Source organism: Actinokineospora auranticolor (genome assembly GCF_041897805.1).
Classification (GTDB): Bacteria; Actinomycetota; Actinomycetes; order Mycobacteriales; family Pseudonocardiaceae; genus Actinokineospora; species Actinokineospora auranticolor.
Map to the genome: position 1 here is coordinate 7827462 of NZ_CP154825.1, position 24930 is coordinate 7852391.

General features: G+C 69.9%; 34 protein-coding genes. 7 read left to right on the forward strand and 27 right to left on the reverse strand.

Annotation, left to right across the window (positions count from 1 at the left end; translation table 11 throughout):
• The first annotated feature begins 40 nt into the window (after positions 1–40).
• The 4 genes from V5P93_RS34140 to V5P93_RS34155 are packed head-to-tail and all read left to right on the forward strand — an operon-like array spanning position 41 to position 2078.
• Complete coding sequence (locus V5P93_RS34140) at positions 41–361, forward strand: hypothetical protein (RefSeq protein ID WP_104478001.1); 321 nt, start codon at positions 41–43, stop codon at positions 359–361.
• The gene (locus tag V5P93_RS34145) at positions 358–957 is read left to right on the forward strand and encodes a WXG100 family type VII secretion target (RefSeq protein ID WP_104478000.1); all 600 of its coding nucleotides are present in this window, start codon (positions 358–360) and stop codon (positions 955–957) included. Before V5P93_RS34140 ends, V5P93_RS34145 begins: the two co-directional genes overlap by 4 nt.
• A 4-nt stretch (positions 958–961) precedes the next feature.
• Entirely contained in the window at positions 962–1483 is a 522-nt protein-coding gene (locus V5P93_RS34150; RefSeq protein WP_281261646.1) for an HNH/ENDO VII family nuclease, read from the forward strand.
• Between the two features lie 16 nt (positions 1484–1499).
• Positions 1500–2078 (forward strand): suppressor of fused domain protein, encoded by a 579-nt coding sequence (locus tag V5P93_RS34155; protein ID WP_104477998.1) that lies wholly within the window; start codon positions 1500–1502, stop codon positions 2076–2078.
• Positions 2079–2082: 4 nt separating this feature from the next.
• Here the strand turns inward: V5P93_RS34155 and V5P93_RS34160 are convergent, their stop codons facing one another.
• The 3 genes from V5P93_RS34160 to eccB all read right to left on the reverse strand — a co-directional run bounded on the left by V5P93_RS34160 (position 2083) and on the right by eccB (position 5384).
• Positions 2083–3351 carry a WXG100 family type VII secretion target gene (locus V5P93_RS34160; protein WP_245931145.1) on the reverse strand — a complete coding sequence of 423 codons (1269 nt, stop codon included), beginning with the start codon at positions 3349–3351 and terminating at the stop codon, positions 2083–2085.
• Between the two features lie 11 nt (positions 3352–3362).
• Positions 3363–3674 (reverse strand): hypothetical protein, encoded by a 312-nt coding sequence (locus V5P93_RS34165; RefSeq protein ID WP_104477997.1) that lies wholly within the window; start codon positions 3672–3674, stop codon positions 3363–3365.
• A 78-nt stretch (positions 3675–3752) separates the two neighbouring features.
• A complete protein-coding gene (eccB, locus tag V5P93_RS34170; protein ID WP_104477996.1) occupies positions 3753–5384 on the reverse strand; it encodes a type VII secretion protein EccB in 1632 nt (543 codons plus the stop codon).
• Between the two features lie 435 nt (positions 5385–5819).
• On the opposite strand from eccB, the gene eccE reads away from it, so the two are divergent.
• The 3 genes from eccE to V5P93_RS34185 all read left to right on the forward strand — a co-directional run bounded on the left by eccE (position 5820) and on the right by V5P93_RS34185 (position 9897).
• Positions 5820–7004: a type VII secretion protein EccE gene (gene eccE / locus V5P93_RS34175; RefSeq protein WP_181043383.1), complete on the forward strand. Its 1185-nt coding sequence runs from the start codon at positions 5820–5822 to the stop codon at positions 7002–7004.
• A 22-nt stretch (positions 7005–7026) separates the two neighbouring features.
• The gene (locus V5P93_RS34180; RefSeq protein WP_104477993.1) at positions 7027–7758 is read left to right on the forward strand and encodes a hypothetical protein; all 732 of its coding nucleotides are present in this window, start codon (positions 7027–7029) and stop codon (positions 7756–7758) included.
• 468 nt (positions 7759–8226) lie between these two features.
• Positions 8227–9897 (forward strand): S8 family serine peptidase, encoded by a 1671-nt coding sequence (locus V5P93_RS34185; RefSeq protein WP_374065123.1) that lies wholly within the window; start codon positions 8227–8229, stop codon positions 9895–9897.
• Positions 9898–11143: 1246 nt separating this feature from the next.
• Here V5P93_RS34185 and truA read toward each other — a convergent pair.
• The 24 genes from truA to rplP form a co-directional block, all read right to left on the reverse strand.
• Complete coding sequence (gene truA, locus V5P93_RS34190) at positions 11144–11923, reverse strand: tRNA pseudouridine(38-40) synthase TruA (protein ID WP_219823928.1); 780 nt, start codon at positions 11921–11923, stop codon at positions 11144–11146.
• A gap of 65 nt (positions 11924–11988) precedes the next feature.
• Positions 11989–12540 carry a 50S ribosomal protein L17 gene (rplQ, locus tag V5P93_RS34195; RefSeq protein ID WP_104477991.1) on the reverse strand — a complete coding sequence of 184 codons (552 nt, stop codon included), beginning with the start codon at positions 12538–12540 and terminating at the stop codon, positions 11989–11991.
• Between the two features lie 46 nt (positions 12541–12586).
• Positions 12587–13636 carry a DNA-directed RNA polymerase subunit alpha gene (locus V5P93_RS34200; protein WP_104477990.1) on the reverse strand — a complete coding sequence of 350 codons (1050 nt, stop codon included), beginning with the start codon at positions 13634–13636 and terminating at the stop codon, positions 12587–12589.
• A 115-nt stretch (positions 13637–13751) separates the two neighbouring features.
• Positions 13752–14357 carry a 30S ribosomal protein S4 gene (rpsD, locus tag V5P93_RS34205; protein ID WP_104477989.1) on the reverse strand — a complete coding sequence of 202 codons (606 nt, stop codon included), beginning with the start codon at positions 14355–14357 and terminating at the stop codon, positions 13752–13754.
• A 23-nt stretch (positions 14358–14380) separates the two neighbouring features.
• Positions 14381–14788: a 30S ribosomal protein S11 gene (rpsK, locus tag V5P93_RS34210; RefSeq protein WP_091454169.1), complete on the reverse strand. Its 408-nt coding sequence runs from the start codon at positions 14786–14788 to the stop codon at positions 14381–14383.
• Positions 14789–14982: 194 nt separating this feature from the next.
• The gene (gene rpsM / locus V5P93_RS34215; protein WP_104477988.1) at positions 14983–15363 is read right to left on the reverse strand and encodes a 30S ribosomal protein S13; all 381 of its coding nucleotides are present in this window, start codon (positions 15361–15363) and stop codon (positions 14983–14985) included.
• Between the two features lie 171 nt (positions 15364–15534).
• Positions 15535–15648, reverse strand: a complete 114-nt coding sequence (gene rpmJ / locus V5P93_RS34220; protein WP_018682809.1) for a 50S ribosomal protein L36 — start codon at positions 15646–15648, stop codon at positions 15535–15537.
• Between the two features lie 88 nt (positions 15649–15736).
• Positions 15737–15958, reverse strand: coding sequence for a translation initiation factor IF-1 (infA, locus tag V5P93_RS34225; protein WP_005166804.1), 222 nt, complete (start codon positions 15956–15958; stop codon positions 15737–15739).
• A 197-nt stretch (positions 15959–16155) separates the two neighbouring features.
• Positions 16156–16926: a type I methionyl aminopeptidase gene (gene map / locus V5P93_RS34230; RefSeq protein WP_104478304.1), complete on the reverse strand. Its 771-nt coding sequence runs from the start codon at positions 16924–16926 to the stop codon at positions 16156–16158.
• Between the two features lie 53 nt (positions 16927–16979).
• A complete protein-coding gene (locus V5P93_RS34235; RefSeq protein WP_104477987.1) occupies positions 16980–17534 on the reverse strand; it encodes an adenylate kinase in 555 nt (184 codons plus the stop codon).
• The gene (gene secY / locus V5P93_RS34240; RefSeq protein ID WP_104477986.1) at positions 17531–18829 is read right to left on the reverse strand and encodes a preprotein translocase subunit SecY; all 1299 of its coding nucleotides are present in this window, start codon (positions 18827–18829) and stop codon (positions 17531–17533) included. The genes V5P93_RS34235 and secY overlap by 4 nt, the downstream gene beginning before the upstream one ends.
• A gap of 752 nt (positions 18830–19581) precedes the next feature.
• Positions 19582–20028: a 50S ribosomal protein L15 gene (gene rplO, locus V5P93_RS34245; protein WP_104478303.1), complete on the reverse strand. Its 447-nt coding sequence runs from the start codon at positions 20026–20028 to the stop codon at positions 19582–19584.
• Positions 20025–20207 carry a 50S ribosomal protein L30 gene (rpmD, locus tag V5P93_RS34250; RefSeq protein ID WP_104477985.1) on the reverse strand — a complete coding sequence of 61 codons (183 nt, stop codon included), beginning with the start codon at positions 20205–20207 and terminating at the stop codon, positions 20025–20027. Before rpmD ends, rplO begins: the two co-directional genes overlap by 4 nt.
• Before the next feature lie 3 nt (positions 20208–20210).
• Positions 20211–20876 (reverse strand): 30S ribosomal protein S5, encoded by a 666-nt coding sequence (gene rpsE / locus V5P93_RS34255; RefSeq protein ID WP_104477984.1) that lies wholly within the window; start codon positions 20874–20876, stop codon positions 20211–20213.
• Between the two features lie 31 nt (positions 20877–20907).
• A complete protein-coding gene (rplR, locus tag V5P93_RS34260; protein WP_104478302.1) occupies positions 20908–21309 on the reverse strand; it encodes a 50S ribosomal protein L18 in 402 nt (133 codons plus the stop codon).
• Positions 21310–21311: 2 nt separating this feature from the next.
• Complete coding sequence (gene rplF / locus V5P93_RS34265; protein WP_104477983.1) at positions 21312–21851, reverse strand: 50S ribosomal protein L6; 540 nt, start codon at positions 21849–21851, stop codon at positions 21312–21314.
• 12 nt (positions 21852–21863) lie between these two features.
• A complete protein-coding gene (gene rpsH, locus V5P93_RS34270) occupies positions 21864–22262 on the reverse strand; it encodes a 30S ribosomal protein S8 (RefSeq protein WP_104477982.1) in 399 nt (132 codons plus the stop codon).
• Between the two features lie 187 nt (positions 22263–22449).
• Positions 22450–22635: a type Z 30S ribosomal protein S14 gene (locus V5P93_RS34275; protein ID WP_026424130.1), complete on the reverse strand. Its 186-nt coding sequence runs from the start codon at positions 22633–22635 to the stop codon at positions 22450–22452.
• Between the two features lie 8 nt (positions 22636–22643).
• Complete coding sequence (gene rplE / locus V5P93_RS34280; protein ID WP_104477981.1) at positions 22644–23207, reverse strand: 50S ribosomal protein L5; 564 nt, start codon at positions 23205–23207, stop codon at positions 22644–22646.
• 2 nt (positions 23208–23209) lie between these two features.
• A complete protein-coding gene (gene rplX, locus V5P93_RS34285; RefSeq protein WP_104477980.1) occupies positions 23210–23527 on the reverse strand; it encodes a 50S ribosomal protein L24 in 318 nt (105 codons plus the stop codon).
• A 1-nt stretch (position 23528) separates the two neighbouring features.
• Positions 23529–23897 carry a 50S ribosomal protein L14 gene (gene rplN / locus V5P93_RS34290; protein WP_075977301.1) on the reverse strand — a complete coding sequence of 123 codons (369 nt, stop codon included), beginning with the start codon at positions 23895–23897 and terminating at the stop codon, positions 23529–23531.
• 78 nt (positions 23898–23975) lie between these two features.
• Entirely contained in the window at positions 23976–24266 is a 291-nt protein-coding gene (gene rpsQ / locus V5P93_RS34295; RefSeq protein WP_104477979.1) for a 30S ribosomal protein S17, read from the reverse strand.
• A complete protein-coding gene (gene rpmC / locus V5P93_RS34300; RefSeq protein ID WP_104477978.1) occupies positions 24263–24508 on the reverse strand; it encodes a 50S ribosomal protein L29 in 246 nt (81 codons plus the stop codon). The genes rpsQ and rpmC overlap by 4 nt, the downstream gene beginning before the upstream one ends.
• The gene (gene rplP / locus V5P93_RS34305) at positions 24508–24927 is read right to left on the reverse strand and encodes a 50S ribosomal protein L16 (RefSeq protein WP_104477977.1); all 420 of its coding nucleotides are present in this window, start codon (positions 24925–24927) and stop codon (positions 24508–24510) included. The genes rpmC and rplP overlap by 1 nt, the downstream gene beginning before the upstream one ends.
• Positions 24928–24930 lie beyond the last annotated feature (3 nt).

The window sequence follows — 24930 nt, forward strand, 5'->3', positions numbered from 1 at the left end:
CACTGTCCGCGCGCGATCCGTTACCGGTAGGAGGGACGCCGTGGCTCAGCCTGGGTACAAGTACGTCACCGATGAGTTGGCCGCACACCGCGAACACCTGAACGCGGTCGCGGATTCGCTCAACCGGACCAGTGCGGCGGCGGGTTCCGGTGGTTCGGTGCCCAACGCGTTCGGGATCGTGGGGGCGTTCATCCCGTCGCTGCTGCAACCGATGGTGACCGAGGCGGCCGAGCTGTTGCGGGCCGGGGCCGAGTCGGTGGACCACACCTCGGCGATGATGGGCGGCACCGTCACCGACTACACCGCGACCGAGAGCGCCAACACGGGCAACCTCGCCGCCATCTCGGAGGTGCTGGGATGACCGACACCGAGACCGGGCTCAGCGCGACGATCGAGCAGCTGTCGTCGACGATCTCCTCGGGCAACTGGGCCGACCTGGACCTCAACACCGGCATCGAAGCGCTGGGCTACCTGGCGAACCCGGTGGACGCGCTGGTCAGCAGCGGTGTGCAGTGGGTGCTCGAACACGTGCAACCGCTGCGGGACGCGCTGAACGAGTTCGCGGGCGACCCCGGCGCGATCCAGGCCTACGCCGAGCACTGGCGCGAACAGGGGCGCGCGGCGACCGAGAGCGCCGTGGACCTGAAGAACTACGTGCAGACCGACACCTCCGGCTGGACCGGCGAAACCGGCGACGCCTACCGGGCGCAGGCCGCCGAGCAGGTCGACGGGCTGCTGGCCTCGGGAGCAGCGGCGAAGAGCGTGGCGAACGCGGTCGAGGCCGCCGGGCTCGTGGTCGCCGCGGTCCGGCTGATCGTGCAGGAGCTCATCGCCGAACTGGTCAAGATCATCCTCAAGCGGATCCCGATCTGGCTGGCGGCCACCGGGGTCACCCTCGGCATCGGCACCGTCGCGGTGGTGGCGGACCTGCTGGCGCTCATCGCCGAGTGGGTGTGACGGCGTGGGCCGGATCTCCCGGGCGATGAAGCTGGTGCCCGCCGCCATGCGCAAGCTGGAGCGGGTCGCGGGCGACGTGCAGGTCGCGTCGAAGCGCGCGAAGACGGCGCTCAAGCGCATCGACAAGGCCCCGTCGCCGTCCACGCGGGCCCGTGCCGCGACGGGCAAGGGTGCCAAGCCCCCGACCACCGGAGCCGCTAAGGTCGACAAGCGGTACGAGCGGCCGTCGGGCTACCGGAAGGGAGTGCGCGACAAGGTCTGGGACGCCGCGGCCAAGGCGTCCAAGGACGGCAAGGTGCGCGACCCGTTGACCGGCAAGGTGATGCGCAAGAACCAGCGCTGGGACATGGGCCACAAGCCGGGCTACGAGTTCCGCAAGCACCAGGAGAGCGCGGGCAAGCGGGGCATCGACCGGGACAAGTTCCTCGACGAGCACAACGACCCCGGCCACTACCGGCCCGAGCTGCCCAAGTCCAACCAGAGCCACCGCGGAGAGGACCACACCAGTGACTACTTCGGACCGTGACGGGGGTCGCTGAGCCGTGGCCGCCTCGGAGTCCAACCGGGCTATCGCCCGCGCCGCCGCCGCGGCGTTCGGCGGCAGGCCGACGGTCACGCGGTTCTACGACGACGACGAGCGCAACGCCGTCGACGTCCTGGAAGTCCCGGACAGCCCGGCGGGCGGCGTGACCTCGTACGCCACGCTGGGCCTGTCGGACCACCCGCTGGAGCTCGACGGCGAGGAGTACCCGGCGCGCGTGGAGATCCTCGGCGCCTGCGACAGCTCGGTCGAGTTCTTCGCCAACGTGGTGTCCACCGCGGCGTTCTGCGTCGTCAACGACAAGTGGTTCTGCGCCCCGGGTGCGGTTTTCCCCGAAGTGGTGCGGATGTACGCGCCGGAGAGCCCGCTGCCGCACCTGTTCTTCGTGTCGCCGTTCCTGTGGGGCGACGATCCGGGCACGCTGGAGTTGCCGGACAAGACGGTGGCGTGGCTGATGGTCGTGCCCATCTCGGACAGTGAACGCGACTACCTCGACGCCAACGGCCCGGACGCGCTGGAAGCGCTGTTCGAGGAGAAGCAGATCGACCTCTTCGACCTCACCCGACCGCCGGTCGTCTGACGCCTCAGTTGTCCCCGATGACCGCCGGGGACGACTTGGCGGGCTTGCCGAAGATGTCCTGCGGGTTCCCCGCGACGCGGGTGCGCGGCTTGTGCTCGTTGCTGCCACCCGCACCGTGGCCCATGCCGCCCATCATCCCGCCCATGGGCATGCCACCCATCATGCCGCCGCCGCCGCCGCGACCGCCACCCGACTCCGCCGCGGCGGCCAGGGGCGCGGGCATACCGCCGGGCCTGCTCGGCGGCGCCTCACCGGCGGAGACGTACCCGCCCGGCTGGGGCGGCGTGGGCGTGGCACCGGTCCCGGCGCCCGCGCCGATCCCGCCACCACCCAGTCCACCGCCACCGCCACCGAACCCGCCGCCGCCGGAGGGTTCGAAGCCCGCGCCCGCGGGGACGGACTCCGAGGTCGGCGGGGTCACGGGAGTCTTCGGCACCGTCACCTCGGGGACCTCGGCGAACGCCCAGTTCTCCCCGGGGAACTTGTGCTCCATCGCGACGGTGTCGAACACCTTCGAGCCGTCGAGGCTGTCGCAGAGCCGGACCAGCGCCTCCAGGACCTGCCGGACCGCCTCGAACAGCTCGCGGGTCGGGCGGTTCACGGCGTCGAGGTACTGGCGGGTGCGGTCGTCGTTGCGGCCGGGCCCGGACGTGGACTGCTTGCCGGTCTCGGCGACCTCGGCGAGCAGCCCGGCCATCTCGGTGACGATCTCGCGCAGCCCGTCCGCGGTCGCGTCGAGCACCTCGCCCATGGCGATCATGGCGTCGGACATGTCGTTGCCCGCCAGGCCGACCTTGGCCATGTAGCCGATGAACGAGTCGGCGTCGGCGCCCTTCCAGGCCGCGTCGAGGCCGCCGAGCGGCTGGGTGAGGTCGTTGACGACCAGCTCCGACACGGCGCCGACGGTGCGCCACCGCTCCGCCTCGGCGTGCATGTCGCTCCACCGGCCGACGACCGGCGCGAAGTACTCCTCGACCGGGTCCGGCATGCCGAGCTCGCGGCACAGGCGGGTGAGGAAGTCCAGGTACGAGCTGATGTTGGCCTCGATGTCCGGCCCGTCCAGGCCGCCCTGCACGGTCGGCACCTGGTCGGCCGGGGGCTGGGCGGAGGCCAGGCTCGGGGCACCCGCCCGCGGGCTGTGGGCGGCGCCTGCCGACGCCTCGACCGGCGCCGACTCGGCGAGCACCGCCTCACCGGTGTCGGCCTCGAAGTAGCGGCCGACGTCGATCTCGGCCGGTTGCCAGTCCGAGTCGTCCTGCCACTGCGCGCGCATCACAGGCCCCCTCAGAGCTGGCCGCTGCGTCGGATGGTCCGGGCGCCGTCGTCGTCGGAGCCCTGGTGGTGCGCGGCGACCTGGGTCAGCGAGGTCGCCGCCGCGTGCAGGGCCTCGACCCCGCGCGTGAGCTGGGTGCGCAGCACGTCGGAGGCCCGCGCGTACGAGTCGGTGAGGTGGACCGTGCGGCCGAGCGACCCGAAGGACTCGGCGGTGAGGGGGGCCGTGCGCAGGACCTCGGCACAGCGGCCCAGCTGGTCCGCGGCGGCGGCCACCTTGCGCGCGTACCCGTCCACCCAGGCCGGATCGACCTCGATCGCCATGGCTAGGCCCTCCCCGCTCGCGGTGCCCCTTCGACGGTAGTGGCAGGCGTCCGGTTCCCGAAGTCCGTCAATCGGCGGTCAGTTCCCACCCGTCGGCTGGGTGGCGGGCTGCGGCGCCTGGGCCGTGGTGGACGGGAACTGGCCCGCCGCGACCGGGACGACGTCGTAGGTCTGCAGGACGTCGCGGGTGTTCAGCGAGGCGCCGTTGGGCAGCAGCCGGACGATGGCGTCCGGGGCGGGCAGCTGGTTGGTCAGGCCCAGCGCCTCCGCGGTCCGCTGGTCCGGCACGCCGAACTTCACGCCCCGGTCGGAGATCAGGTAGATCGGCCCGGTCTGGAAGTCCTGCCGCGAGGTCGCGCCGCGCACGACCGCCGCGCGGCCGGGCGGCATGTAGAAGTGCTCGAGGCGCTGGCCGTCGGCGCTGGGGCTGCTGATGTCGATCGACGCCGCCTTGCCGGTGGCGTTGGTCGGCAGCGGCAGTTTGGTGCCGATGTGCACCTCGGTGTGCTGGTCGGCGTTCGGGCCGTCGCCGACCACGCTCCAGCCGAGGCAGGCCACCGGGTAGTTGACCGGGCTCAGCGCCTCGGGCACGACCTCGGGGAAGCTGCGGTCGTCGATGGTGCCCTGGCCCGCCACGGCCGGGATCTTGTCCGGCGGCACCCGGGTGATCTCGGCGCCACCGGCGGTGGCGGTGAAGCGGATCAGGTCCGCGGTGGTCTTCTTGATCTGCTGCACACCGTCGCGCAGCAGCACGTAGTAGTCCGTGCGACCCGCGCGCTCGACCTGCACGACCGAGCCCGTGGGCAGGTTGTTGATGTTGGCCGAGCTCGGCGAGCCCTGACCGGGGATCAGCGGCGCCTCCAGTTTCGGCGCCTCCGGGATGGCGTTGAGCAGCCCGGTGGTGATCTGCCGGATGTTCTCCTCGCGCAGGTTCAGCGCGGAGCGCATGTTGCCCTTGGACATGTCGACCTCGGCGCGCACGGTGTTGGCGTTCTTGATGTTCGCCGTGGCCGGGGTGCGGTAGACCAGGTACGTCTTCTTGGTCGTGGACCGCACCAGCAGGGCCTCGTTGTCGGCCAGCTCCGGCCCGAGGTCCTTGACCCCGCCCGCGACCGTGGTCTCGATCTTGTCCTCGCTGGCCTGGTTGACCAGGCTCGGGTCCAGCTTGTACTCGTCGCACACGGCCCAGTTGCTGCCGATCCGCTGGGCGGGCTCGGGCAGCAGCTGCGGGCCGTCCTGGATGCCGGTGAGCCGGTCGCGGGGGATGTCGACGAGCTGGCTGTCGGGGATGACCTCGGGGACCGTCGGCCCGGCCGCGGTGGCCGACCCCTGGGTCTGGCTGCCGGGCTGCTGGGCGCCCGGGTTGGTCCGGGCCAGCATCAGCAGCCGGGCCGAGGCGAGGTTGAAGGTCGGGATGAGGACCTTCCCCTTCTCGGTGTTGGTCAGCAGCACGTACACCGCGCCCGACGGCTTGGCGATGATGATGCCCGCCTGGTCGGGGAGTTTCGGCGCCGGGCTGAGCAGCCCGTACACCAGGAAGCCGAGCACGCCGACCGCCGCGATGCACACCCCGACGACCGTGGCGCGGCTGTGCGTGCGCATCGGGTCGTGGAGCATCACCGCGTCCTTGCGGACGAGCGCGGACTGCATCCTCCGCAGCACGAAGCGGTACGCCTGGACCTGTGACTTCGTAGTCGGTGTTGATGGCATTCTCGGCCTGCTGCTCTCCCCGTCGCGGTACGGTTCCGCAGGATAGCCGTACCGTGACGGCCGCATGTGGGTCTCCACCAAACCCGTGGACGGCCCAGCGGATGAGCCAGGCGCACTGATCGAGGGGAAGAGAACGAGCGGATGTCGGTGACCACTCCTCCACGACACGGCCGCACACCCCCTCCCGGTCAGCCGCCCCGACCCGGTGGCCCGGGTGGTCCCGGTGGCCCGGCGGGCCCCCCGCCCGGCGGCCGCGGCGGTGGACCTGGTGGACCTGGTGGCCCCGGTGGACCTGGTGGCCCCGGTCGTCCCGGCGGTCCGCCGCCCGGCCAGCCGCCGACCCGGCCCCCGGCCGGTGCGCAGCCGCCCGCGGCGCCGCGCGCCCGGGTGTCGGCGCGCAGGCGCAACCGGGGCGCGAGCCTGGGCGCGCTGCCCGTGGCGAACCTGGTGGTGCTGGAGGTCGGTGTCGCCATCGGGCTCGTGCTGCTGGCGATCGACCTGGAGCTCAAGTACGTCTCGATCGGCATCGGCGGGGTGGCGCTGATCCTGGCCGCGCTGCGCTGGCGGGGCCGCTGGTTCACCCAGTGGATCGGGCTGACTGCGCGCTACGCGCTGCGCTCCCACTCCCGGGTCAGCAAGCCCGCCGAGACGATCACCATGGAGCAGCTGGCCGCGGCCGACGCCTCCGCGGTGACCGGGCCGGACGACCCCCGGGTGAGCCTGCTGCGGCTGGCCGTGCCGGACCTGGTCGTCGCGCACGCCAAGGACCACGAGGAGAAGCCGCTCGGCCTGGCCTGGCACGAGGGCACCTGGACCGCGGTGCTGCTGGTCGACCCGGCGCCCGCGCTGGTCACCGAGGTCGGGTCGACGCCGAGCCTGCCGCTGGGCGCGCTGGCCCCGTGCCTGGAGGACCGGGGCGTGGTGCTCGACGCGATCCAGGTCATCTGGCACTGCTACCCCGGCAGCGCGGCGCTGCCGCCGAACTCCCCCGCGCTGGCGTCCTACCTGGAGGTGCTCGGCCCGCTGCCCGCGGTGGCGCGGCGCACCACCTGGGTGGCGGTCCGGCTCGACCCGCGCCGCTGCCCGGCCGCGGTGCGCGAGCGCGGCGGCGGTGTCGTCGGCGCGCACCGGGCGCTGATCGGCGCGCTGTCGCGGGTGCGCAACGCGCTGGAGTCGCGCGGCGTGCCGACCCGGCCGCTGGACCCGGACGAGCTGCTGAAGGCGGGCATCGCCGCGGCCGAGCTGTCCGGGGTCGCGGGCTCGAACAACCGCGTCGGCCTGCGGGAGCGCTGGAGCGGGGTGACCGCGGCGGGCATCGGCCACGCCAGCTACGCGATCACCGGCTGGCCCCAGGGCAAGGTCGCCACCAGCCTCAACGCGCTGACCGGCGTGCGCGCGCTGTCCACCACGGTCGCCATGTCGCTGACCCCGGGCAGCGACGACGGCCAGGTCGGCCTGCGCAGCCTCGTGCGGGTCAGCGCGCGCACCCCGGAGGAACTGGACCACGCCGACGACCGGCTCACCGCCATCTCCGACCGCCTGGGCGTGACGCTCACCCCGCTGCGCGGTCTGCAGGTGGCCGGGCTGGCCGCGACGCTCCCGCTGGGAGGACAGGCATGAGCGGACTGCTGGGGGTAGGGGCATGAGCGGGTCGAGCAGGCTGCTGGACACCCGGGGCGGCGGCGCGGCGGTCGCGCCGGAGTTCCTGGTCACCCCGGACATGCTGGACGCGGTGAGCCCGTCGGGTGACCGCGGCGGCATGGTGCTGGGCTCGGGCCAGCAGGGCGAGCCGCTGACGATCTCGGCGCTGCGCCCGGTGCCGACCAGGATCGTGCTGGTCGGCGGGCTGTACCTGGCCCGGCAGGTGGCGCTGCGGGCGATGGCGGTCGGCGCGCTGGTGGTCGTCGCGACCGGGCGCCCGGCGTCGTGGCAGGTCCTGCAGAAGGCGGCGGGCAACGGGCCGGACGGCCGCCCCGCGCCGCTGGTGCAGGTCCGCCGGTTGAGCCCGGTGGAGCTGCCGCGGCCGTCGGAGGACAGCCCGCTGCTGGTCGTGCACGACGGCGGCCCGACGCCGCAGGAGCTGTTCCCGCCGCGGTCGCCGTGGCAGACCACGGTCTACGTGCTGCCGTACATGCACCCGCAGGCCGGGGCGACCGCCAACGCGGCGGACCTGATCCTGCTGCAGCGGCTGCCGGTCGGGCAGGCGCAGCTGGCGGCCCGGATCTGGCGGCTGCCGCCGCACATGATCAAGCAGCTGACCACGCTGGCCGACGACCAGGTGGTCGCGCTCGGCCGGAACCTGTGGCGCACGATGCGCCTGGTGTCCACGGCGAAGGAGCAGCAGATCCTCGGCCCGGTGCGCCGCGGCGACTGAGCCGGGTACACCTCCTTCGCACTCGGCAGGCACCCGAGACGGCAACGGTGGGCGGGCTTCATGGTGGAGGTCATAACCCGCTCCCCACAGACGGCGGTCGCACCCGATGGGTGCGGCCGCCGTCGCCTCTGCCCCACCGGTCGCGCCGGGTACCCGGCCGACCACCGTTCGCCCGGGGTGGTTGACGCTCGGTACTGGTCTGGACTGACTTCGGTGATTTCTCACCTGAGTGACGATTAATCCCTCAGGAGTACACCCGATCGGCCGAACAGCGGAACCCGAGCGGGGTGCGCATCTCGGAAAGCACTCCGCACTGTTCGTTCTCAGGCACACCACGGGTCCCCCGATCGCGGCGTAACGCGGCGGTTGGATGTGTGGGTGACGCGACTCGCGTCACTCCATCTCCGACCGCCGCGGTGCACGGGTTCGCAGGGCCCACGAGTGTCCCCCTGCGAAGGAGACCAAGGAATGGGTATGTCTCGCGCCGCACGGATGCGGCGAATCAGCGGTGTCACCGTGGCGGTCGCCGCGCTGGGCGCTGCCGGACTGGGCCTGGCCCTGTCCAACTCGGCGAACGCGGCGGAGGGTCCGGTGCTCGGCACCAACCTGTCCACCACGGTCCCCGGCAGCTACATCGTCGTCTACAAGGACGGGGTGGCACCGACCACCTCGACCTCCGACAGCCTCACCAGCAAGCACGGCGGCAAGGTGAAGCAGCGCTTCGCCAACGCGGTCAAGGGCTACTCGGCGACGATGACGTTGCAGCAGGCCAAGTGGACCGCGGCCGACCCGGCCGTGGCCTACGTCGAGGCCGACCAGAAGCTGGTGGCCACGGGCGACCAGACCAACCCGCCGTCGTGGGGCGTGGACCGCATCGACCAGGCGTCGCTGCCGCTCAACGCCAAGTACACCTACCCGACGACCGCGTCGAACGTGAACGTCTACGTCATCGACACCGGCATCAACCTGACCAACTCCGACTTCGGCGGGCGCGCGGTCAGCGGCACCGACAAGGTCGACAACGACAACGACGCGACCGACTGCAACGGCCACGGCACGCACGTGGCGGGCACCATCGGCGGCACCACCTACGGTGTGGCCAAGGGCGTCAAGCTGATCGGCGTGCGCGTGCTGGACTGCAACGGCTCCGGCACCACCTCCGGCGTCATCGCCGGTGTGGAGTGGGTGACCGCGAACCGCGTCAAGCCCGCCGTCGCCAACATGAGCCTCGGCGGCGCGTCCTCGGTGGCGCTGGACCAGGCCGTGCAGCGCTCGATCGTGGCGGGCGTGACCTACGCCGTGGCCGCGGGCAACTCCAACGCGGACGCCTGCAACTACTCCCCGGCCCGCGTCGCGGAGGCCATCACCGTCGGTGCCACCACCAAGACCGACGCGCGCGCCAGCTACTCGAACTACGGCCGCTGCACCGACATCTTCGCCCCCGGTGACGCGATCACCTCGGCGTGGATCGGTGGCACCACCGCGAAGAACACCATCAGCGGCACGTCGATGGCGTCCCCGCACGTGGCGGGCGCGGCCGCGCTGTACCTGTCGGCCAACCCGAACGCGACCCCGGCCCAGGTGAGCACCGCGCTGGTGAACGCGGCGGTGGCGAACAAGGTGACCAACCCGGGCACCAGCTCGCCGAACAAGCTGCTGCAGCTGGTGGCCCCGACCGCCACGCCAACGCCCACCCCCACGCCGACCCCGACGCCGACCCCCACCCCGACTCCGAAGCCGACCACCCCGACCCCCACCCCGACGCCCACGCCCACCCCGGCGACCTGCGCCCCGGTGAGCAACGTCGGCAAGGTCGTCCTCCCGGACGGCGGCTCCGCCATCACCAGCGCGATCACCATCAGCGGCTGCACCGGCAACGCGTCGGCCACCAGCAAGGTGACCGTCGACTTCACCCACACCTTCCGCGGTGACGTCGGCATCGACCTGATCGCCCCGGACGGCACGATCTACAAGCTGAAGAGCGTGTCCACCACGGACTCGGCGGACAACATCAAGGAGACCTACACGGTCAACCTCTCCGCCAAGGCCAGGAACGGCGTCTGGAAGCTCCAGGCCCGCGACTACTACAAGGCGGACACCGGCTACCTCAACAGCTGGACCCTCTCCCTCAACGGCTGAGCAAAACCAACAACAGCACCACACAACCGAATCGAGCACCCATGAACTGATTCACGCTGACTGGCTGTACACACCATGAACGCCCCCGGCCCAGGCCGGGGGCGTTCGTGTCTTTACACCCCAAGCACTCCACCCCGACCACGCCAGGTAGAACCCACCCCACCTACTTCTCTATCGCCCCAGCCACCCCGGCAACCGCCACCCCGAAGCCCAACCCTCACCCCAACGCGGGCGGTACCAGACCCGCCCGCAACCGCAACAGAAGGCCCACCCCGCCGCCTTCTCTTCTCTCCCCAACCATCCAGACAACCGCCGCAGGACCCCCGGCCCCCGCCTAACGCATTTCTCCCCAGCCACCCTCACCACCGCCGCAGGATCCCCACCCCGCCCCCACTCCCACCCAACACGTTCCTCCCCAGCCACCCTCACCACCGCCGCAGGATCCCCACCACCGCAGAACGCAACGCGCCCCTGCCACACGCCTTGATTGGGTGGACTTGCTTTGCGTGGGGGGACGAGCCTGCCAAGCTGTCCGGCGGGTGGGGTGGCTTGCCATCCCCACCGCTTTTGCCCCACCGCAGGTTCGTAGGGGCCCCGCGCAAAGCAAGTTCACTCAATCGAGGCCGCCCCTGTTTTTCGCGTGGGGCTGGACTGATCAACCCGGCCCGGCGCTGGTCTGGTCCGCGGCGTGAGGTGGGTATCGATCGACCCAGCGGGGACCTGTTCTCCCGTGGTCTGAACGCGACATCGAGCGTTGCTCGATGGGGTGAAACGTCTTTGCGCGGGGCCCCTACGAACCTGCGGTGGGGCAAAGCGGTGGGAGGGGCAAGCCCACCCCACCCGCAGGGAAAGCTTGGCAGGTCCGTCCCCCCACACAAAGACGTTCCACCCCATCGAGCAGTGAGCAGGAGCGCGACGAGTTCGGTGGGGGTCGGGCTGGCACACGTCGGCGGGAAGCGGGCTCGGCCTGGCGGGGCGGAGACGGGTTGCGAGGCGACCTGGGTGGGGAGGGCGTGTGCTGCTTGGGCGGGTGGAGGCCAGGGCTGGCGCAGGTCGATGGGTAGCGGGTTCGGCCTGGCGGGGCGGCGAAGAGGTTGCGAGGCAGCCTGGTGCGGCTCGGGGGGGTGAAGGCTGGGGCAGCGGGCAGCGGGCAGCGGACTCGGCCTGGCCGGGCGGGAGAAGTTGCGAGATCACTGCTGCGAGTGGGTGAGCGCGAGTACGCAGTGCAGGGCTCAGCCTTGCCCCGTCAGAGAGTCCGCACGTTGCGGGTGATCAGTGAGCGGGCCGCCAGGTCTTCATCAGCCGGGTAGTCCACACCGATCAACGCCAACCCGTGGGCAGGTGCCACCGTGATGGCGCTGGGGCGTTCCGTCGCCGTCAGCATGGAAGCGGGCCAGTCGGCGGGTTTTCGGCCTTCGCCGACGGCCAGTAAGGCGCCTACCAGGCTGCGGACCATCGAGTGGCAGAAGGCGTCCGCCGAGACCCGGGCCGTCAGTACCCCGTCCCCATCACGGGTCCACTCGAGACGCTGGAGTTCGCGGATGGTGGTGGCTCCGGCGCGGCGTTTGCAGAACGCCACGAAATCGTGCTCGCCGACCAGCAGCCGTGACGCGGCGTTGAGGGCGTCCAGGTCGAGGCGCCGGGGCCACACAACGACGTGGTTGCGGGTCAACGGCGCCGCGCGCCACTGCTCGTCGCACACCCGATACGCGTAATGCCTGCGCAGGGCGGCAAACCGGGCGTCGAACTCCCCCGGCACCCGCCGCAGCGCGGTGACCCGGACGTCGCCCGGCAGGGCCCGTGCCAGTCGCGGGACCAGCGCGTCGATGTCCACGTCCGAGGGCAGGTCCATGTGGGCCACCTGCCCCGTCGCGTGCACACCCGCGTCCGTGCGGCCCGCGACCGTCAACCGCACCTTCCGGCGCAGCACCTGCAGCAGGGTCTCCTCGAGCACACCGCAGACCGTCCGACGGTCCGGCTGGGCGGCCCACCCCGAGAAGTCCGTGCCGTCGTAGGCGATGTCCAGGCGGACACGAACGAGCCCGCCGCCCCCAGCAGGGGTGGCGGGCTCGTTCGCGGGTTCTTCGACCGTCAGGACTTGTCCTCGGTCTTCGCCTCTTCGGTCGCCTCGGCCTTGGTCTCGGTGGCCTCGGGGGCGTCGACCGCCTCCGGGGTCTCGTCGACCTTGGTCTCCTCGACCTCGACCGGGGTGGCCGGGGTCTCGTCCTTCTTGGCGTCCTTGGCGAACTTGGTCTTGCGGGCGGCCTCGGCCTCCGCGGTGACCGTCTTCTCCTGGATCAGCTCGATGACCGCCATGGGGGCGTTGTCGCCCTTGCGCGGCATCGTCTTGGTGATCCGGGTGTAGCCGCCCTTGCGGTCGCTGAAGAACGGACCGATCTCGGTGCACAGGCGCTGCACGACGTCCTTGTCGCGGATCACCTTCATGATCTCGCGGCGGTTGTGCAGGTCACCGACCTTGGCCTTGGTGATCAGCCGCTCGGCGTACGGGCGCAGGCGGCGGGCCTTGGCCTCGGTGGTGGTGATCCGGCCGTGCTCGAACAGCGCGGTGGCCAGGTTGGCCAGCAGCAGCCGCTCGTGGGCCGGACCGCCGCCGAGGCGGGCGCCCTTGGTTGGGGTGGGCATTGCTTGCTCCTTGGGGAAATCCGCTGCTCAGGAGTCCGCTGTGGACCTAGAGCTGCTCGGTCTCTGCGTAGTCCTGGCCGTCGTCGGTGCCGGTGTCCGCGCTGTCGGACCAGCTGTCGGTGGCGTAGTCCGTCGCCGCCGCCGTCGGGTCGAACCCGGGCGGGCTGTCCTTGAGCGCGAGGCCGAGGCCGACGAGCTTCATCTTGACCTCGTCGATCGACTTGGCGCCGAAGTTGCGGATGTCCAGCAGGTCCGCCTCGCTGCGCGACACGAGCTCACCCACGGTGTGGATGCCCTCGCGCTTGAGGCAGTTGTAGGAGCGCACGGTGAGGTCGAGGTCCTCGATCGGCATCGCGTAGGCGGCGATGGTGTCCGCCTCCTGCGGCGACGGGCCGATCTCGATGCCCTCCGCGTCGACGTTGAGCTCACGGGCCAGCCCGAACAGCTCGACCAGCGTCTTGCCCGCGGACGCCACGGCGTCGCGCGGGGTGATCGACGGCTTGGTCTCCACGTCGAGGATGAGCTTGTCGAAGTCGGTCCGCTGCTCGACGCGGGTCGCCTCGACCTTGTACGTCACCTTCAGCACGGGCGAGTAGATGGAGTCGACCGGGATCCGGCCGATCTCCGCGCCCGCCTGCTTGTTCTGCACGGCCGGGACGTAGCCGCGACCGCGCTCGACCACGAGCTCGATCTCCAGCTTGCCCTTGCTGTTGAGCGTGGCGATGTGCAGGTCCGGGTTGTGCACCGTGACGCCCGCGGGCGGCACGATGTCGCCCGCGGTGACCTCACCGGGGCCCTGCTTGCGCAGGTACATCGTCACCGGCTCGTCCTCCTCCGAGGAGACCACGAGCTCCTTGAGGTTGAGGATGATGTCGGTGACGTCCTCCTTGACCCCCGGCACGGTGGTGAACTCGTGCAGCACACCGTCGATGCGGATGCTGGTGACCGAGGCACCGGGGATCGAGGACAGCAGCGTGCGCCGCAGCGAGTTGCCCAGGGTGTAGCCGAAGCCGGGCTCGAGCGGTTCGATGACGAAGCGGGAGCGGGTCTCGTTGACCGGCTCCTCGGCGAGGCCGGGACGCTGTGAGATGAGCACTTCTTGGTTCTTCCTTCCCGGTGGCGCCCGCTATTTGACGCCGGTGGTGATGGGATGCCGCCGGTGGTGACCGGCGGCGGGGAGGCGGCACTCGGCGCCGCCTCCCCGGCAGCGCCTACTTCGAGTAGAACTCGACGATCAGCTGCTCGGTGACCGGCACGTCGATCTGCGCGCGCTCGGGCAGCTGGTGCACGAGGACGCGGAGGTTCGACGGGACGACCTGCAGCCAGCCCGGGATCGGGCGGTCGCCGAAGGACTCCTTGGCGGCGACGAACGGCAGCGTCGGCAACGACTTCGGCTTCACGTCGATGATGTCGAACTTAGACACCTGGAAGCTGGGGATGTTGACCTTCTTGCCGTTCACGATGAAGTGGCCGTGGCTGACCAGCTGGCGCGCCTGGCGGCGCGTGCGGGCGAGCCCGGCGCGGTAGACCACGTTGTCCAGACGCGACTCGAGCAGCTGGAGCAGGACCTCACCGGTCTTGCCCTGGCGGCGCACGGCGGTCTCGTAGTAGCGGCGGAACTGCCGCTCGAGGACGCCGTAGGTGTAGCGCGCCTTCTGCTTCTCCTGCAGCTGCTGCAGGTACTCGCTGTCCTTGCTGCGACCGCGACCGTGCTGGCCGGGCGGGTACGGACGGCGCTCGAACGCCTGGTCCCCGCCGACGAGGTCGACCTTGAGCCGACGCGAGATACGGGTGGCTGGGCCGGTGTAGCGTGCCATGTTCTCTCAGTCCTCCCCGTTCCTCAGACCCGGCGCCGCTTGGGCGGGCGGCAACCGTTGTGCGGCTGCGGGGTCACGTCCTGGATCGTGCCGACCTCGAGGCCCGCCGCCTGCAGCGAGCGGATCGCGGTCTCCCGGCCGGAACCGGGGCCCTTGACAAACACGTCGACCTTCTTCATGCCGTGCTCAGCGGCCTTGCGCGCGGCGTTCTCCGCGGCCATCTGAGCGGCGAAGGGCGTCGACTTGCGCGAGCCCTTGAAGCCGACGTGCCCGGACGACGCCCACGCGATGACGGCGCCGGTCGGGTCGGTGATCGAGACGATGGTGTTGTTGAACGTGCTCTTGATGTGGGCGTGCCCGTGCGAGACGTTCTTCTTTTCCTTGCGCCGGACCTTCTTGACTCCGGCGCCGGTACGCGACTTGGGGGGCATGTCTTGGGGTTTCTCCTAGCTGGTGCGCGAGGTGGTGATCTCAGGAGCTGCGTTGCGGATGATTGATCCGGCGTCCGTGTAGAGCTCGCGCAGTGCAGCCGGGCGGGCGCACTTGGGCGCGACGGTGAGGGCCATGAAGGCCCGGTTCCGACGTCGTTGGGGAACGACGGCGACCACGGTCTCGCAGCTCTTGGTCACTTCTTGCCGGCCTTCTTCTTGCCGGCGACGGTCTTCTTCGGTCCCTTGCGGGTACGGGCGTTGGTCTTCGTCCGCTGACCGCGGACGGGGAGACCGCGGCGCCACCGCAGACCCTCGTAGCAGCCGATCTCGATCTTGCGACGGATGTCGGCCTGCACCTCGCGGCGGAGGTCACCCTCGACCTTGAAGTTGTTCTCGATGTAGTCCCGGAGCCGGACGACGTCCTCGTCGGACAGGTCCTTGGCCCGCAGGTCCGGACTGATCCCGGTGGCGGCCAGCAGCTCCTTGGAGCGCGTCCGGCCGATGCCGAAGATGTAGGTCAGCGCGATCTCCATCCGCTTCTCGCGGGGGAGGTCGACGCCTGCGACGCGTGCCATTGCGGCGGTTTCTCCTCTTGAGTTCTCCCCAGGTCTGCTCCCGCACCGCCCCGGGCGAGTGCCCGGGCCCCGGCCTGGAGTCCGGGGGTGCATCAGGTCCGAGTGACCCGACAGGTGGCGGGAGGTCCTCTTCGTCGCTGTCGCGTAGATCCGGCGACGGCTAGGCGGTGATCAGCCCTGGCGCTGCTTGTGGCGCAGGTTCTCGCAGATCACCATGACCCGCCCGTGGCGGCGGATCACCTTGCACTTGTCGCAGATCTTCTTGACGCTCGGGTTGACCTTCACGTCTGCTTCTCTCTCTTGCTTCGGCCGCGTACCCCGTGGCGTGCCAGGGGCACCAGTAGTGGCATCCCGGCGGTGACCGCCGGGTTCGTCACTTGTAGCGGTAGACGATGCGGCCGCGGGACAGGTCGTAGGGCGACAGCTCTACGACGACCCGGTCCTCGGGCAGGATGCGGATGTAGTGCTGCCGCATCTTGCCGCTGATGTGTGCGAGAACCTTGTGGCCGTTCTCCAACTCGACGCGGAACATCGCGTTGGGGAGTGGCTCGACCACGCGGCCTTCGACCTCGATGGCCCCGTCCTTCTTGCCCATGTCCTCCGCGTTTCGTGACAGGTTTCGTGATGGTTCGCGGGCCGGGCCCGCACCCCGTCGACGCGCCGAACAGCGGCAGCCAGGGCCGCACCGGAAGGCACGCACGACGGAACTGGCGCTGATTCCAGCGCCAGCTGTCAAGTGTACGCGCGTGGGGACAAGGCCCCAAATCGGGGGTCGACCCGGGAGGAAATGACCTATTCGGGGGCGGTCAACACCCACGGACCGTCATCGGTTACCGCGACCGTGTGCTCCCAGTGGGCGGCACGGGAGCCGTCGGCGGTGACGACCGTCCAGCCGTCCTCCAGCTCCACGGTCTCCTCGACGCCGAGGGTGAGCATCGGCTCGATGGCGATGGCCATGCCGGTGCGCAGCCGCGGGCCCTTGCCGGGCTTGCCGTAGTTGGGCAGGAACGGCTCCATGTGCATGGCGCTGCCGATGCCGTGGCCGCCGTACTCGCGGACGATGCCGTACTCGCGGCCGTGCGCCTTCGCGGAGGCGTGGATGGAGTTCTCGATGGCGTGCGAGACGTCGGTGAGCCGGGCCCCCGGGGCCACGGCCGCGATGCCCGCCTCCATGGCCGCCTTGGTGGCGTCCGACAGCGCCCGCTCGGCGTCGGTGACCGCGCCGACGTACAGGGTGACCGCGGAGTCGCCGTGCCAGTCGTCGAGGATGGCACCGCAGTCCACCGAGATCAGGTCGCCCTCGGCGAGCACCTGCGACCGCGACGGGATGCCGTGCACGATCTGCTCGTTGACCGAGGCGCAGATGCTGGCCGGGAAGCCGTGGTAGCCCTTGAACGAGGGCACCGCGCCCGCGTCGCGGATGGTCTGCTCGGCCAGCTCGTCCAGCTCCGCGGTGCTCACCCCGGGCCGGGCCGCCGCGGCGACCCCGGCGAGCGCCGAGGCCACCACCAGCCCGGCCGCGCGCATCGCGTCGAGCTGCGCGGGCGTCTTGATCTCGATCATCCGGCCGCGCCAGGACGACAGGGCTGTGCGCAGACCACCCAGCAAGCCACCGGTCACGACCGGGCGCGCAGCGCGGAGAGCACCCGCGCGGTGATCTCGCCGACCTCGCCCACCGCGTCCACGGTGATCAGCAGGTCGCTGTAGTAGGCCAGCAGCGGGGCGGTCTCCGTGCGGTAGACCTCCTGGCGGTGGCGGATGACGCCCTCGCTGTCGTCGCTGCGGCCGCGCGCGAGCAACCGCTCCACCACCAGGTCCTCGTCGATCTTGAACTCGACGACCGCGTCCAGCGGGGTGTCCGCGGCGCTGAGCAGCTTGCCCAGCACCTCGGCCTGGCCCACGTTGCGCGGGAAGCCGTCGAGCAGGAAGCCGCCGCGGGCGTCCGGCTCGTCCAGGCGCACCCGCACCATCTCGTTGGTGACCTCGTCCGGGACCAGCTGCCCGGAGTCGAGGTACCGCTTGACGTCCTGCCCCAGCTCGGTGTTGTTCGCGATGTGCGCCCGGAAGAGGTCCCCGGTCGAGATGTGCGGTACGCCGAGCTGCTCGCTCAGGGCCGCGGCCTGGGTACCCTTGCCCGCTCCGGGCGGGCCGACGAGAACAACACGCGTCACTTGAGGAACCCTTCGTAGTTGCGCTGCATCAACTGGCTCTCGATCTGCTTCACGGTGTCGAGACCAACGCCGACCATGATCAGTACGGCGGTGCCGCCGAACGGGAAGTTCTGGTTCTGCCCCTCGCCGGTGACCTCGAGGAAGAAGTTCGGCAGGACCGCGATGATGCCCAGGTAGATGGAGCCGGGCAGGGTGATGCGGCCGAGCACGAAGCTCAGGTACTCCGAGGTCGGGCGACCCGGGCGGATGCCCGGGATGAAGCCACCGAACTTCTTCATCTCGTCAGCACGTTCGTTCACGTTGAACGTGATGGTGATGTAGAAGTACGTGAAGAAGATGATCAGAGCGAAGTAGACGCCGATGTGCACCGGGCTCGACTGCTTGACGATGTGGTCGGCGATGAAGCGCTGCCACGCCGAGCTGTCCTGGCCGATGAGCCGGGTGATCAGGTCGGGCAGGTACAGCAGCGACGACGCGAAGATGACCGGGATGACACCCGCCTGGTTGACCTTCAGCGGCAGGTAGGTCGAGGTGCCGCCGTACATGCGGCGACCGATCATGCGCTTGGCGTACTGCACCGGGATGCGGCGCTGGCCCTGCTCCACGAACACGACGCTCGCGATGATGAGCAGGCCGAAGACGCACACGATCGTGAAGACCAGTGCACCCTTGTCGAAGATGATCGCGCCCTCGGACGGGATCCGGGCGGCGATGTTGACGAACATGAGCAGCGACATGCCGTTGCCGATGCCGCGCTCGGTGATCAGCTCACCGAACCACATGATCACCGCGGTACCGGCGGTCATCGTGATCACGATGACCGTCAGGGTGAACACGTTGCTGTTCGGGATGATGTCTTCCTCGCACTGCCCGAACAGCTGGCCGCGGTCGGCCATCGCGATGATGCCGGTCGCCTGCAGCACGGCAAGGCCGATGGTCAGGTAGCGGGTGTACTGCGTGAGCTTGCCCTGACCGGCCTGACCCTCCTTCTTGAGCTGCTCGAAGCGCGGGATGACGACCGTCAGCAGCTGGATGATGATGCTGGCGGTGATGTACGGCATGATGCCCAGCGCGAAAACCGACAGCTGGAGCAGGGCACCGCCGCTGAACAGGTTCAGCAGGCCGTAGACACCGCCGCTGTCGACCTTGTCGAGGCACTTCTGCACGTTCGGGTACGAGACACCGGGCGACGGCAGCAGGGCGCCGATGCGGTAGATGACCACGATCCCGAGGGTGAACAGGATCTTGCGGCGCAAGTCCGGCGTCGCGAGAGCCGAGCGGAAGGCGCTGAGCAACGCAAGAACCTCCTCGGCGTCACCGGTAGCTCGTTACCGGTGAACGGCTTTGCCCGGCTGGTCGCCGGCGGGTACAGGGTCCGGTCCACCAGGTGCTGGCAGGCCAGGGGCGCTCCGGGGTACGACCCCGAAGCGTGCGTTCGACTCTAACAGCACGCCGGGCGGCTCCAGCACCCCGAGGGGCGCACAAACTCGCCGACCCACCCCCGTGTCGGGCGTGATGTCGCTAACAAATGGACTAATCCGGGAAATCACCAGAATGCCGGGCCGGTATGGGGTCCGCTTTACGCCGGCCCACCCGGATCGCCGGGTTGCGCCCCGCGAACTCCGCCGTGCGCTGTTCGCCCAGCTCACGACCGGTTTCAGCGCGCTCCCGGTCGGACTTTGACAACGGTTTGGGCACAACAACCGACGTATTCGCGCGGGTGCCCGCTCGTGGCCGCGAACACCTTGGACGACAACGAAGTCGGACGTCGGAACAACCCTCTCCGAGGGGTGGGGATAGCCGCCGAGGGGTGGGATCGCGGTGAAGCTGGCGGCGTCCGTTCAGGCCAGGATCCACTCCCGATCGGACTCGGCGGCGGGGGCGGCCGCGGCGGGCGGCGGGACGGCAGTCAGGCGGTTGCGCACAACCCGTCCCACACCGCCGCCGCGCGGAAGGTTGCCAGGGGTTTCACCGCGGGCCGAAACCGGAAAAACACCGGGGCCGGGCACGCGGTGCGTGCCCGGCCCCGGTGGGGGTACCGATAGACCTAGACCGTGGTGGCGGTGCCACCCGCGGCGGTCAGCTTCTCGGTCGCCGACGCCGAGAACTTGTCGGCGGTGACGTCGAGCTTGACGCCGTTGAGGTCACCGTCGCCGAGGACCTTGACCAGCGAGCCCTTGCGGACCAGACCGGCCGCGATCAGGTCGGCGATGCCGACCGCGCCGCCGTCGGGGAACGCGGTGGCCACGTCGCCCACGTTGACGACCTGGTACTCCACCCGGAAGCGGTTCTTGAAGCCCTTGAGCTTCGGGAGCCGCATCTGGATGGGCATCTGGCCGCCCTCGAAGCGGGCGGGGACGTTCTTGCGGGCCTTCGTACCCTTGGTACCGCGACCCGCGGTCTTGCCCTTGGAGCCCTCACCGCGACCGACGCGGATCTTGTCGCTCTTCGCACCGGGAGCCGGGCGCAGGTGGTGGATCTTGATGGCCATCAGTCGACCTCCTCGACGGTGACGAGGTGGCGGACGGTGTGGATCAGGCCACGCACCTCGGGCGAGTCGTCGCGCACGGTGGTCTGGCGGATCTTCCGCAGACCGAGGGTGCGCAGCGACTCGCGGTGGTTGCGCTTGGTGCCGATCACGCTGCGGACCTGGGTGACCTTGAGCTTGGCCATGGTCTACACCCCCGTCCCAGCGGTGGCCGCGGCGGCACGGGCGCGGAGCATGCCCGCGGGAGCCACGTCCTCGAGCGGCAGGCCGCGGCGGGCCGCGACCTCCTCCGGGCGCTGCAGGCCGCGCAGGGCGGCCATGGTGGCGTGCACGATGTTGATCGCGTTGTCGCTGCCGAGCGACTTCGAGAGCACGTCGTGCACACCCGCGCACTCCAGCACCGCGCGGACCGGGCCACCGGCGATGACGCCGGTACCGGCGCTCGCCGGGCGGAGCAGGACGACGCCAGCCGCCTTCTCGCCCTGGATCGGGTGCGGGATGGTGCCGCCGATGCGCGGGACGCGGAAGAAGTTCTTCTTCGCCTCCTCGACGCCCTTCGCGATGGCGGCGGGCACCTCCTTGGCCTTGCCGTAGCCGACACCGACCATGCCGTCGCCGTCGCCGACGACCACCAGGGCGGTGAAGCTGAAGCGCCGACCGCCCTTGACGACCTTGGCGACGCGGTTGATCGCCACGACCTTCTCGATGTGCGGGGTCTTCTCGGCGGCCGCGCCGCCCCGACCGCCGCCGTCGCGCCGGTCCCGGCGGTCGCGCCGGTCGCCGCGGTCGTTACCGCCCTGACCGCCGCCCGGGCCGCCCTGGCCGCCGCCGAACTGCCGCGTACGTCCCGGCATCAGGCGTTCCTTCCCTTGGTGTAGCTCGTCATCAGAACTCCAGCCCGGCTTCGCGGGCCGAGTCGGCCAGCGAGGCGATCCGGCCGGTGTACTTGTTGCCGCCGCGGTCGAACACGACCTTGGCGATGCCCGCGTCCTTGGCCCGGGAGGCCAACAGGGCGCCGACCTTGGCCGCACGCGCCTTCTTGTCGCCCTCGACCCCGCGCACGTCCGCCTCGAGGCTGGACGCGCTGACCAGGGTGTGGCCCGCCAGGTCGTCGACGATCTGCGCGGTGATGTGCCGCGAGGACCGGTGCACGACCAGGCGCGGGCGCTCGGCGGTGCCGCTGACCTTCTTGCGGAGCCGGAAGTGCCTGCGGGCCTTGGCGACGCGGCGGACCGTGGAGATGTCCTTGCCCACCGGCTTGCGCTTGGTGACTGTCGCTTCGCTCATGATCACTTACCCGTCTTTCCGACCTTGCGGCGGATCTTCTCGCCCGCGTACCGCACGCCCTTGCCCTTGTACGGGTCGGGCTTGCGCAGCTTGCGGATGTTGGCCGCGACCTCGCCGACGCGCTGCTTGTCGATGCCGGAGACGGAGAACTTGGTGGGGCTCTCCACCGCGAAGGTGATGCCCTCCAGCGCGGCGACCTTCACCGGGTGGCTGTAGCCGAGGGCGAACTCGAGGTCCGAGCCCTTGGCCGTCACGCGGTAACCGACGCCGTGGATCTCCATCTTCTTCTCATAGCCCGCGGTCACACCGACGACGATGTTGTTGACCAGCGACCTGGTGAGACCGTGGAGCGCGCGGTTGCGGCGCTCGTCGTTGGGCCGGGTGACCTGGAGCGTGCCGTCCTCGGCGCGCTCGACGGTGATCGGCTCGGCGACAGTGAGCGAGAGGGTGCCCTTGGGCCCCTTCACGCTGACGCTCTGACCTTCAATGGTGACGTCCACTCCGGACGGCACGGGGATCGGAAGCCTTCCGATGCGCGACATGCTTGCTCCCCCTTACCAGACGTACGCGAGGACTTCGCCGCCCACGCCCTGCTTGCCGGCCTGGCGGTCGGTCAGCAGGCCACCGGACGTGGAGATGATCGCCACGCCGAGGCCGCCGAGGACCTTGGGCAGGTTGGTCGACTTCGCGTACACCCGAAGACCGGGCTTGGACACCCGGCGCAGACCGGCGATGCTGCGCTCGCGGTTCGGGCCGTACTTCAGCTCGACGACGAGGTTCTTGCCCTTCTCGCCGTCTTCGTCGCGGTAGCCCGCGATGTAGCCCTCACGCTTCAGGATCTCGGCGATGTTCGCCTTGAGCTTGCTGTGCGGCAGCACGACAGCGTCGTGGTACGCCGAGTTGGCGTTGCGCAGACGAGTCAAGAAGTCTGCGATCGGGTCGGTCATCGTCATGGTGACCTGTCAACCTTTCTCGCCGGGGTTCCCTCTCGGGCCTACGGCGAACTGGGGGTGGAGAAACTAGCTGTCCCGCTACTGGACCTCAGGGGCACCGTGGCGGCGGCCAACCCCGGAGTACGCACTCCGAGCCTGTCGCCGCCACGGCGACCACCCGTCAAAATGCCGGGGAGGCGGGCTAGCTTTACCAGCTGGACTTGCTCACGCCGGGCAGCTCGCCGCGGTGCGCCATCTGCCGGAGGCAGATCCGGCACAGGCCGAACTTGCGGAACACCGAGTGCGGTCGACCGCACCGGTTGCACCGGGTGTAGGCGCGGACCGCGAACTTGGGCTTGCGGGCGGCCTTGGAGACCAGAGCCTTCTTCGCCACGGAATCCCTCACTGCTCCTTGAACGGGAAGCCCAGGTGCTTGAGCAGCGCCCGGCCCTCGTCGTCGTTGGTCGCGGTGGTCACGATGGTGATGTCCATGCCGCGCTGCCGGTCGATGCTGTCGGGATCGATCTCGTGGAACATCGACTGCTCGTTGAGACCGAAGGTGTAGTTGCCGTTCCCGTCGAACTGCTTGCCCGACAGGCCGCGGAAGTCGCGGATACGGGGCAGCGCGATGGTCAGCAACCGGTCGAGGAACTCCCACATCCGGTCGCCGCGCAGGGTGACCCGGGCGCCGATCGGCATGCCCTCGCGGAGCTTGAACTGCGCGATGGACTTGCGGGCCTTGCGGACCTCGGGCTTCTGGCCGGTGATGGTCGCCAGGTCGCGGATCGCGCCCTCGATCATCTTGCCGTCGCGGGCCGCCTCGCCGACGCCCATGTTGACGACGACCTTGACCACGCCCGGGATCTGCATGACGTTCGCGTAGTCGAACTCGCCCTTGAGCGCGCCCTTGATCTCTTCGCGGTAGCGCGTCTTGAGCCGGGGGATGACCTTCTCAGTGGTAGTCATGATCAGATCTCCTTCCCGTTGCCCTTGCCGCGGGCCACGCGGACCTTGCGGCCGTCGTCGTTGAACTGGTAGCCGACCCGCACGGCCTTGCCGTCCGACACCAGCATGACGTTGCTGACGTGGATCGGGGCCTCCTGGGTCACGATGCCGCCGGACTGCGCACCGCGCTGGGTCTGCGAGACCCGGGTGTGCTTCTTGATCCGGTTGACACCCTCGACCAGGACCTTGTTCGTCGTCGGGTAGGCGTGGATGACCTTGCCCTTCGCGCCCTTGTCCTTGCCCGAGATGACGACGACCGTGTCGCCCTTCTTGATCTTCATGTCAGAGCACCTCCGGCGCCAGCGAGATGATCTTCATGAACTTCTTGTCGCGCAGCTCGCGGCCGACCGGGCCGAAGATGCGGGTACCGCGGGGCTCACCCTCGTTCTTGATGAGCACGGCGGCGTTCTCGTCGAAGCGGATGTAGGACCCGTCCGGACGGCGGCGCTCCTTGACGGTGCGGACGACGACGGCCTTGACCACGTCACCCTTCTTCACACCGGCACCCGGGATCGCGTCCTTGACGGTGGCGACGATGATGTCGCCGATGCCCGCGTAGCGGCGGCCGGAGCCACCGAGAACACGGATGCAGAGGATTTCCTTCGCACCGGTGTTGTCGGCGACCCGGAGCCGCGACTCCTGCTGGATCACTTGCTTACTCCCTGACCATTCTTGGCCTGCCAGATTGCCGACCTGACAGGCTCGGCCTTGCTAGCTGGAAAACGCTGGTTACTTGGCCTTCTCGAGGATCTCGACCAGCCGCCACCGCTTGGTGGCCGACAGCGGTCGGGTCTCCATCAGCAGGACGCGGTCACCGACGCCCGCGCTGTTCTCCTCGTCGTGCGCCTTCACCTTGGTGGTGGAGCGCAGGACCTTGGCGTAGCGCGGGTGCTTCTTGCGGTCCTCGAGCGCGACAACGATGGTCTTGTCCATCTTGTCCGAGACCACGAGGCCCTCGCGGACCTTGCGGGTGTTGCGCGCCTGGACCTCGTCAGTGGTCGCGGTCTGGTTCTCGCTCATGCGGCACCTTCATCGTTCGTCGCGTCCGGGGACTGCGAGAGGCCGAGCTCGCGCTCGCGCATCACGGTGTAGACCCGGGCGATGTCGTGCCGAACCGTGCGCAGCCTGCGGTTGTTGTCGAGCTGCCCGGTCGCCATCTGGAAGCGGAGGTTGAACAGCTCTTCCTTGGCCTCGCGCAGCCGCAGGACCAGTTCCTCGTCGGTCAGCTCGCGAAGGTCGGTGGCGGTGGTGCCAGCGGCCATCAGAAGTCACCACCCTCACGCGTGACGATCCGGCACTTCATCGGGAGCTTGTGGATCGCGCGGCGCAGCGCCTCGCGAGCGATCTGCTCGTTCGGGAACGACATCTCGAACATCACGCGCCCCGGCTTGACGTTGGCCACCCAGTACTCGGGCGAACCCTTACCGGAACCCATGCGGGTCTCGGCGGGCTTCTTGGTCAGCGGGCGGTCCGGGAAGATGTTGATCCAGACCTTGCCACCACGGCGGATGTGCCGGTTGATGGCGATACGAGCCGACTCGATCTGCCGGTTGGTCACGTAAGCGGGCTCGAGCGCCTGGATGCCGAACTCGCCGAAGGTGACCTTCGTGCCGCCCTTGGCCGCACCCGAGCGCTTCGGGTGGTGCTGCTTGCGGTGCTTGACCCTGCGCGGGATGAGCACTGG

Excerpts from the sequence above, each read along its gene's own strand:
- V5P93_RS34145 (WP_104478000.1), top strand. The coding sequence starts at position 358 with ATGACCGACACCGAGACCGGGCTCAGCGCGACGATCGAGCAGCTGTCG.
- V5P93_RS34160 (WP_245931145.1), bottom strand. The coding sequence starts at position 3,351 with ATGCGCGCGCAGTGGCAGGACGACTCGGACTGGCAACCGGCCGAGATC.
- V5P93_RS34165 (WP_104477997.1), bottom strand. The coding sequence starts at position 3,674 with ATGGCGATCGAGGTCGATCCGGCCTGGGTGGACGGGTACGCGCGCAAG.
- eccB (WP_104477996.1), bottom strand. The coding sequence starts at position 5,384 with ATGCCATCAACACCGACTACGAAGTCACAGGTCCAGGCGTACCGCTTC.
- V5P93_RS34180 (WP_104477993.1), top strand. The coding sequence starts at position 7,027 with ATGAGCGGGTCGAGCAGGCTGCTGGACACCCGGGGCGGCGGCGCGGCG.
- V5P93_RS34185 (WP_374065123.1), top strand. The coding sequence starts at position 8,227 with ATGGGTATGTCTCGCGCCGCACGGATGCGGCGAATCAGCGGTGTCACC.
- rplQ (WP_104477991.1), bottom strand. The coding sequence starts at position 12,540 with ATGCCCACCCCAACCAAGGGCGCCCGCCTCGGCGGCGGTCCGGCCCAC.
- rpsD (WP_104477989.1), bottom strand. The coding sequence starts at position 14,357 with ATGGCACGCTACACCGGCCCAGCCACCCGTATCTCGCGTCGGCTCAAG.
- rpsK (WP_091454169.1), bottom strand. The coding sequence starts at position 14,788 with ATGCCCCCCAAGTCGCGTACCGGCGCCGGAGTCAAGAAGGTCCGGCGC.
- rpsM (WP_104477988.1), bottom strand. The coding sequence starts at position 15,363 with ATGGCACGCGTCGCAGGCGTCGACCTCCCCCGCGAGAAGCGGATGGAG.
- infA (WP_005166804.1), bottom strand. The coding sequence starts at position 15,958 with ATGGGCAAGAAGGACGGGGCCATCGAGGTCGAAGGCCGCGTGGTCGAG.
- map (WP_104478304.1), bottom strand. The coding sequence starts at position 16,926 with ATGATCGAGATCAAGACGCCCGCGCAGCTCGACGCGATGCGCGCGGCC.
- rpmD (WP_104477985.1), bottom strand. The coding sequence starts at position 20,207 with ATGGCCAAGCTCAAGGTCACCCAGGTCCGCAGCGTGATCGGCACCAAG.
- rpsE (WP_104477984.1), bottom strand. The coding sequence starts at position 20,876 with ATGCCGGGACGTACGCGGCAGTTCGGCGGCGGCCAGGGCGGCCCGGGC.
- rplR (WP_104478302.1), bottom strand. The coding sequence starts at position 21,309 with ATGAGCGAAGCGACAGTCACCAAGCGCAAGCCGGTGGGCAAGGACATC.
- rplF (WP_104477983.1), bottom strand. The coding sequence starts at position 21,851 with ATGTCGCGCATCGGAAGGCTTCCGATCCCCGTGCCGTCCGGAGTGGAC.
- rpsH (WP_104477982.1), bottom strand. The coding sequence starts at position 22,262 with ATGACGATGACCGACCCGATCGCAGACTTCTTGACTCGTCTGCGCAAC.
- rplE (WP_104477981.1), bottom strand. The coding sequence starts at position 23,207 with ATGACTACCACTGAGAAGGTCATCCCCCGGCTCAAGACGCGCTACCGC.
- rplX (WP_104477980.1), bottom strand. The coding sequence starts at position 23,527 with ATGAAGATCAAGAAGGGCGACACGGTCGTCGTCATCTCGGGCAAGGAC.
- rpsQ (WP_104477979.1), bottom strand. The coding sequence starts at position 24,266 with ATGAGCGAGAACCAGACCGCGACCACTGACGAGGTCCAGGCGCGCAAC.
- rpmC (WP_104477978.1), bottom strand. The coding sequence starts at position 24,508 with ATGGCCGCTGGCACCACCGCCACCGACCTTCGCGAGCTGACCGACGAG.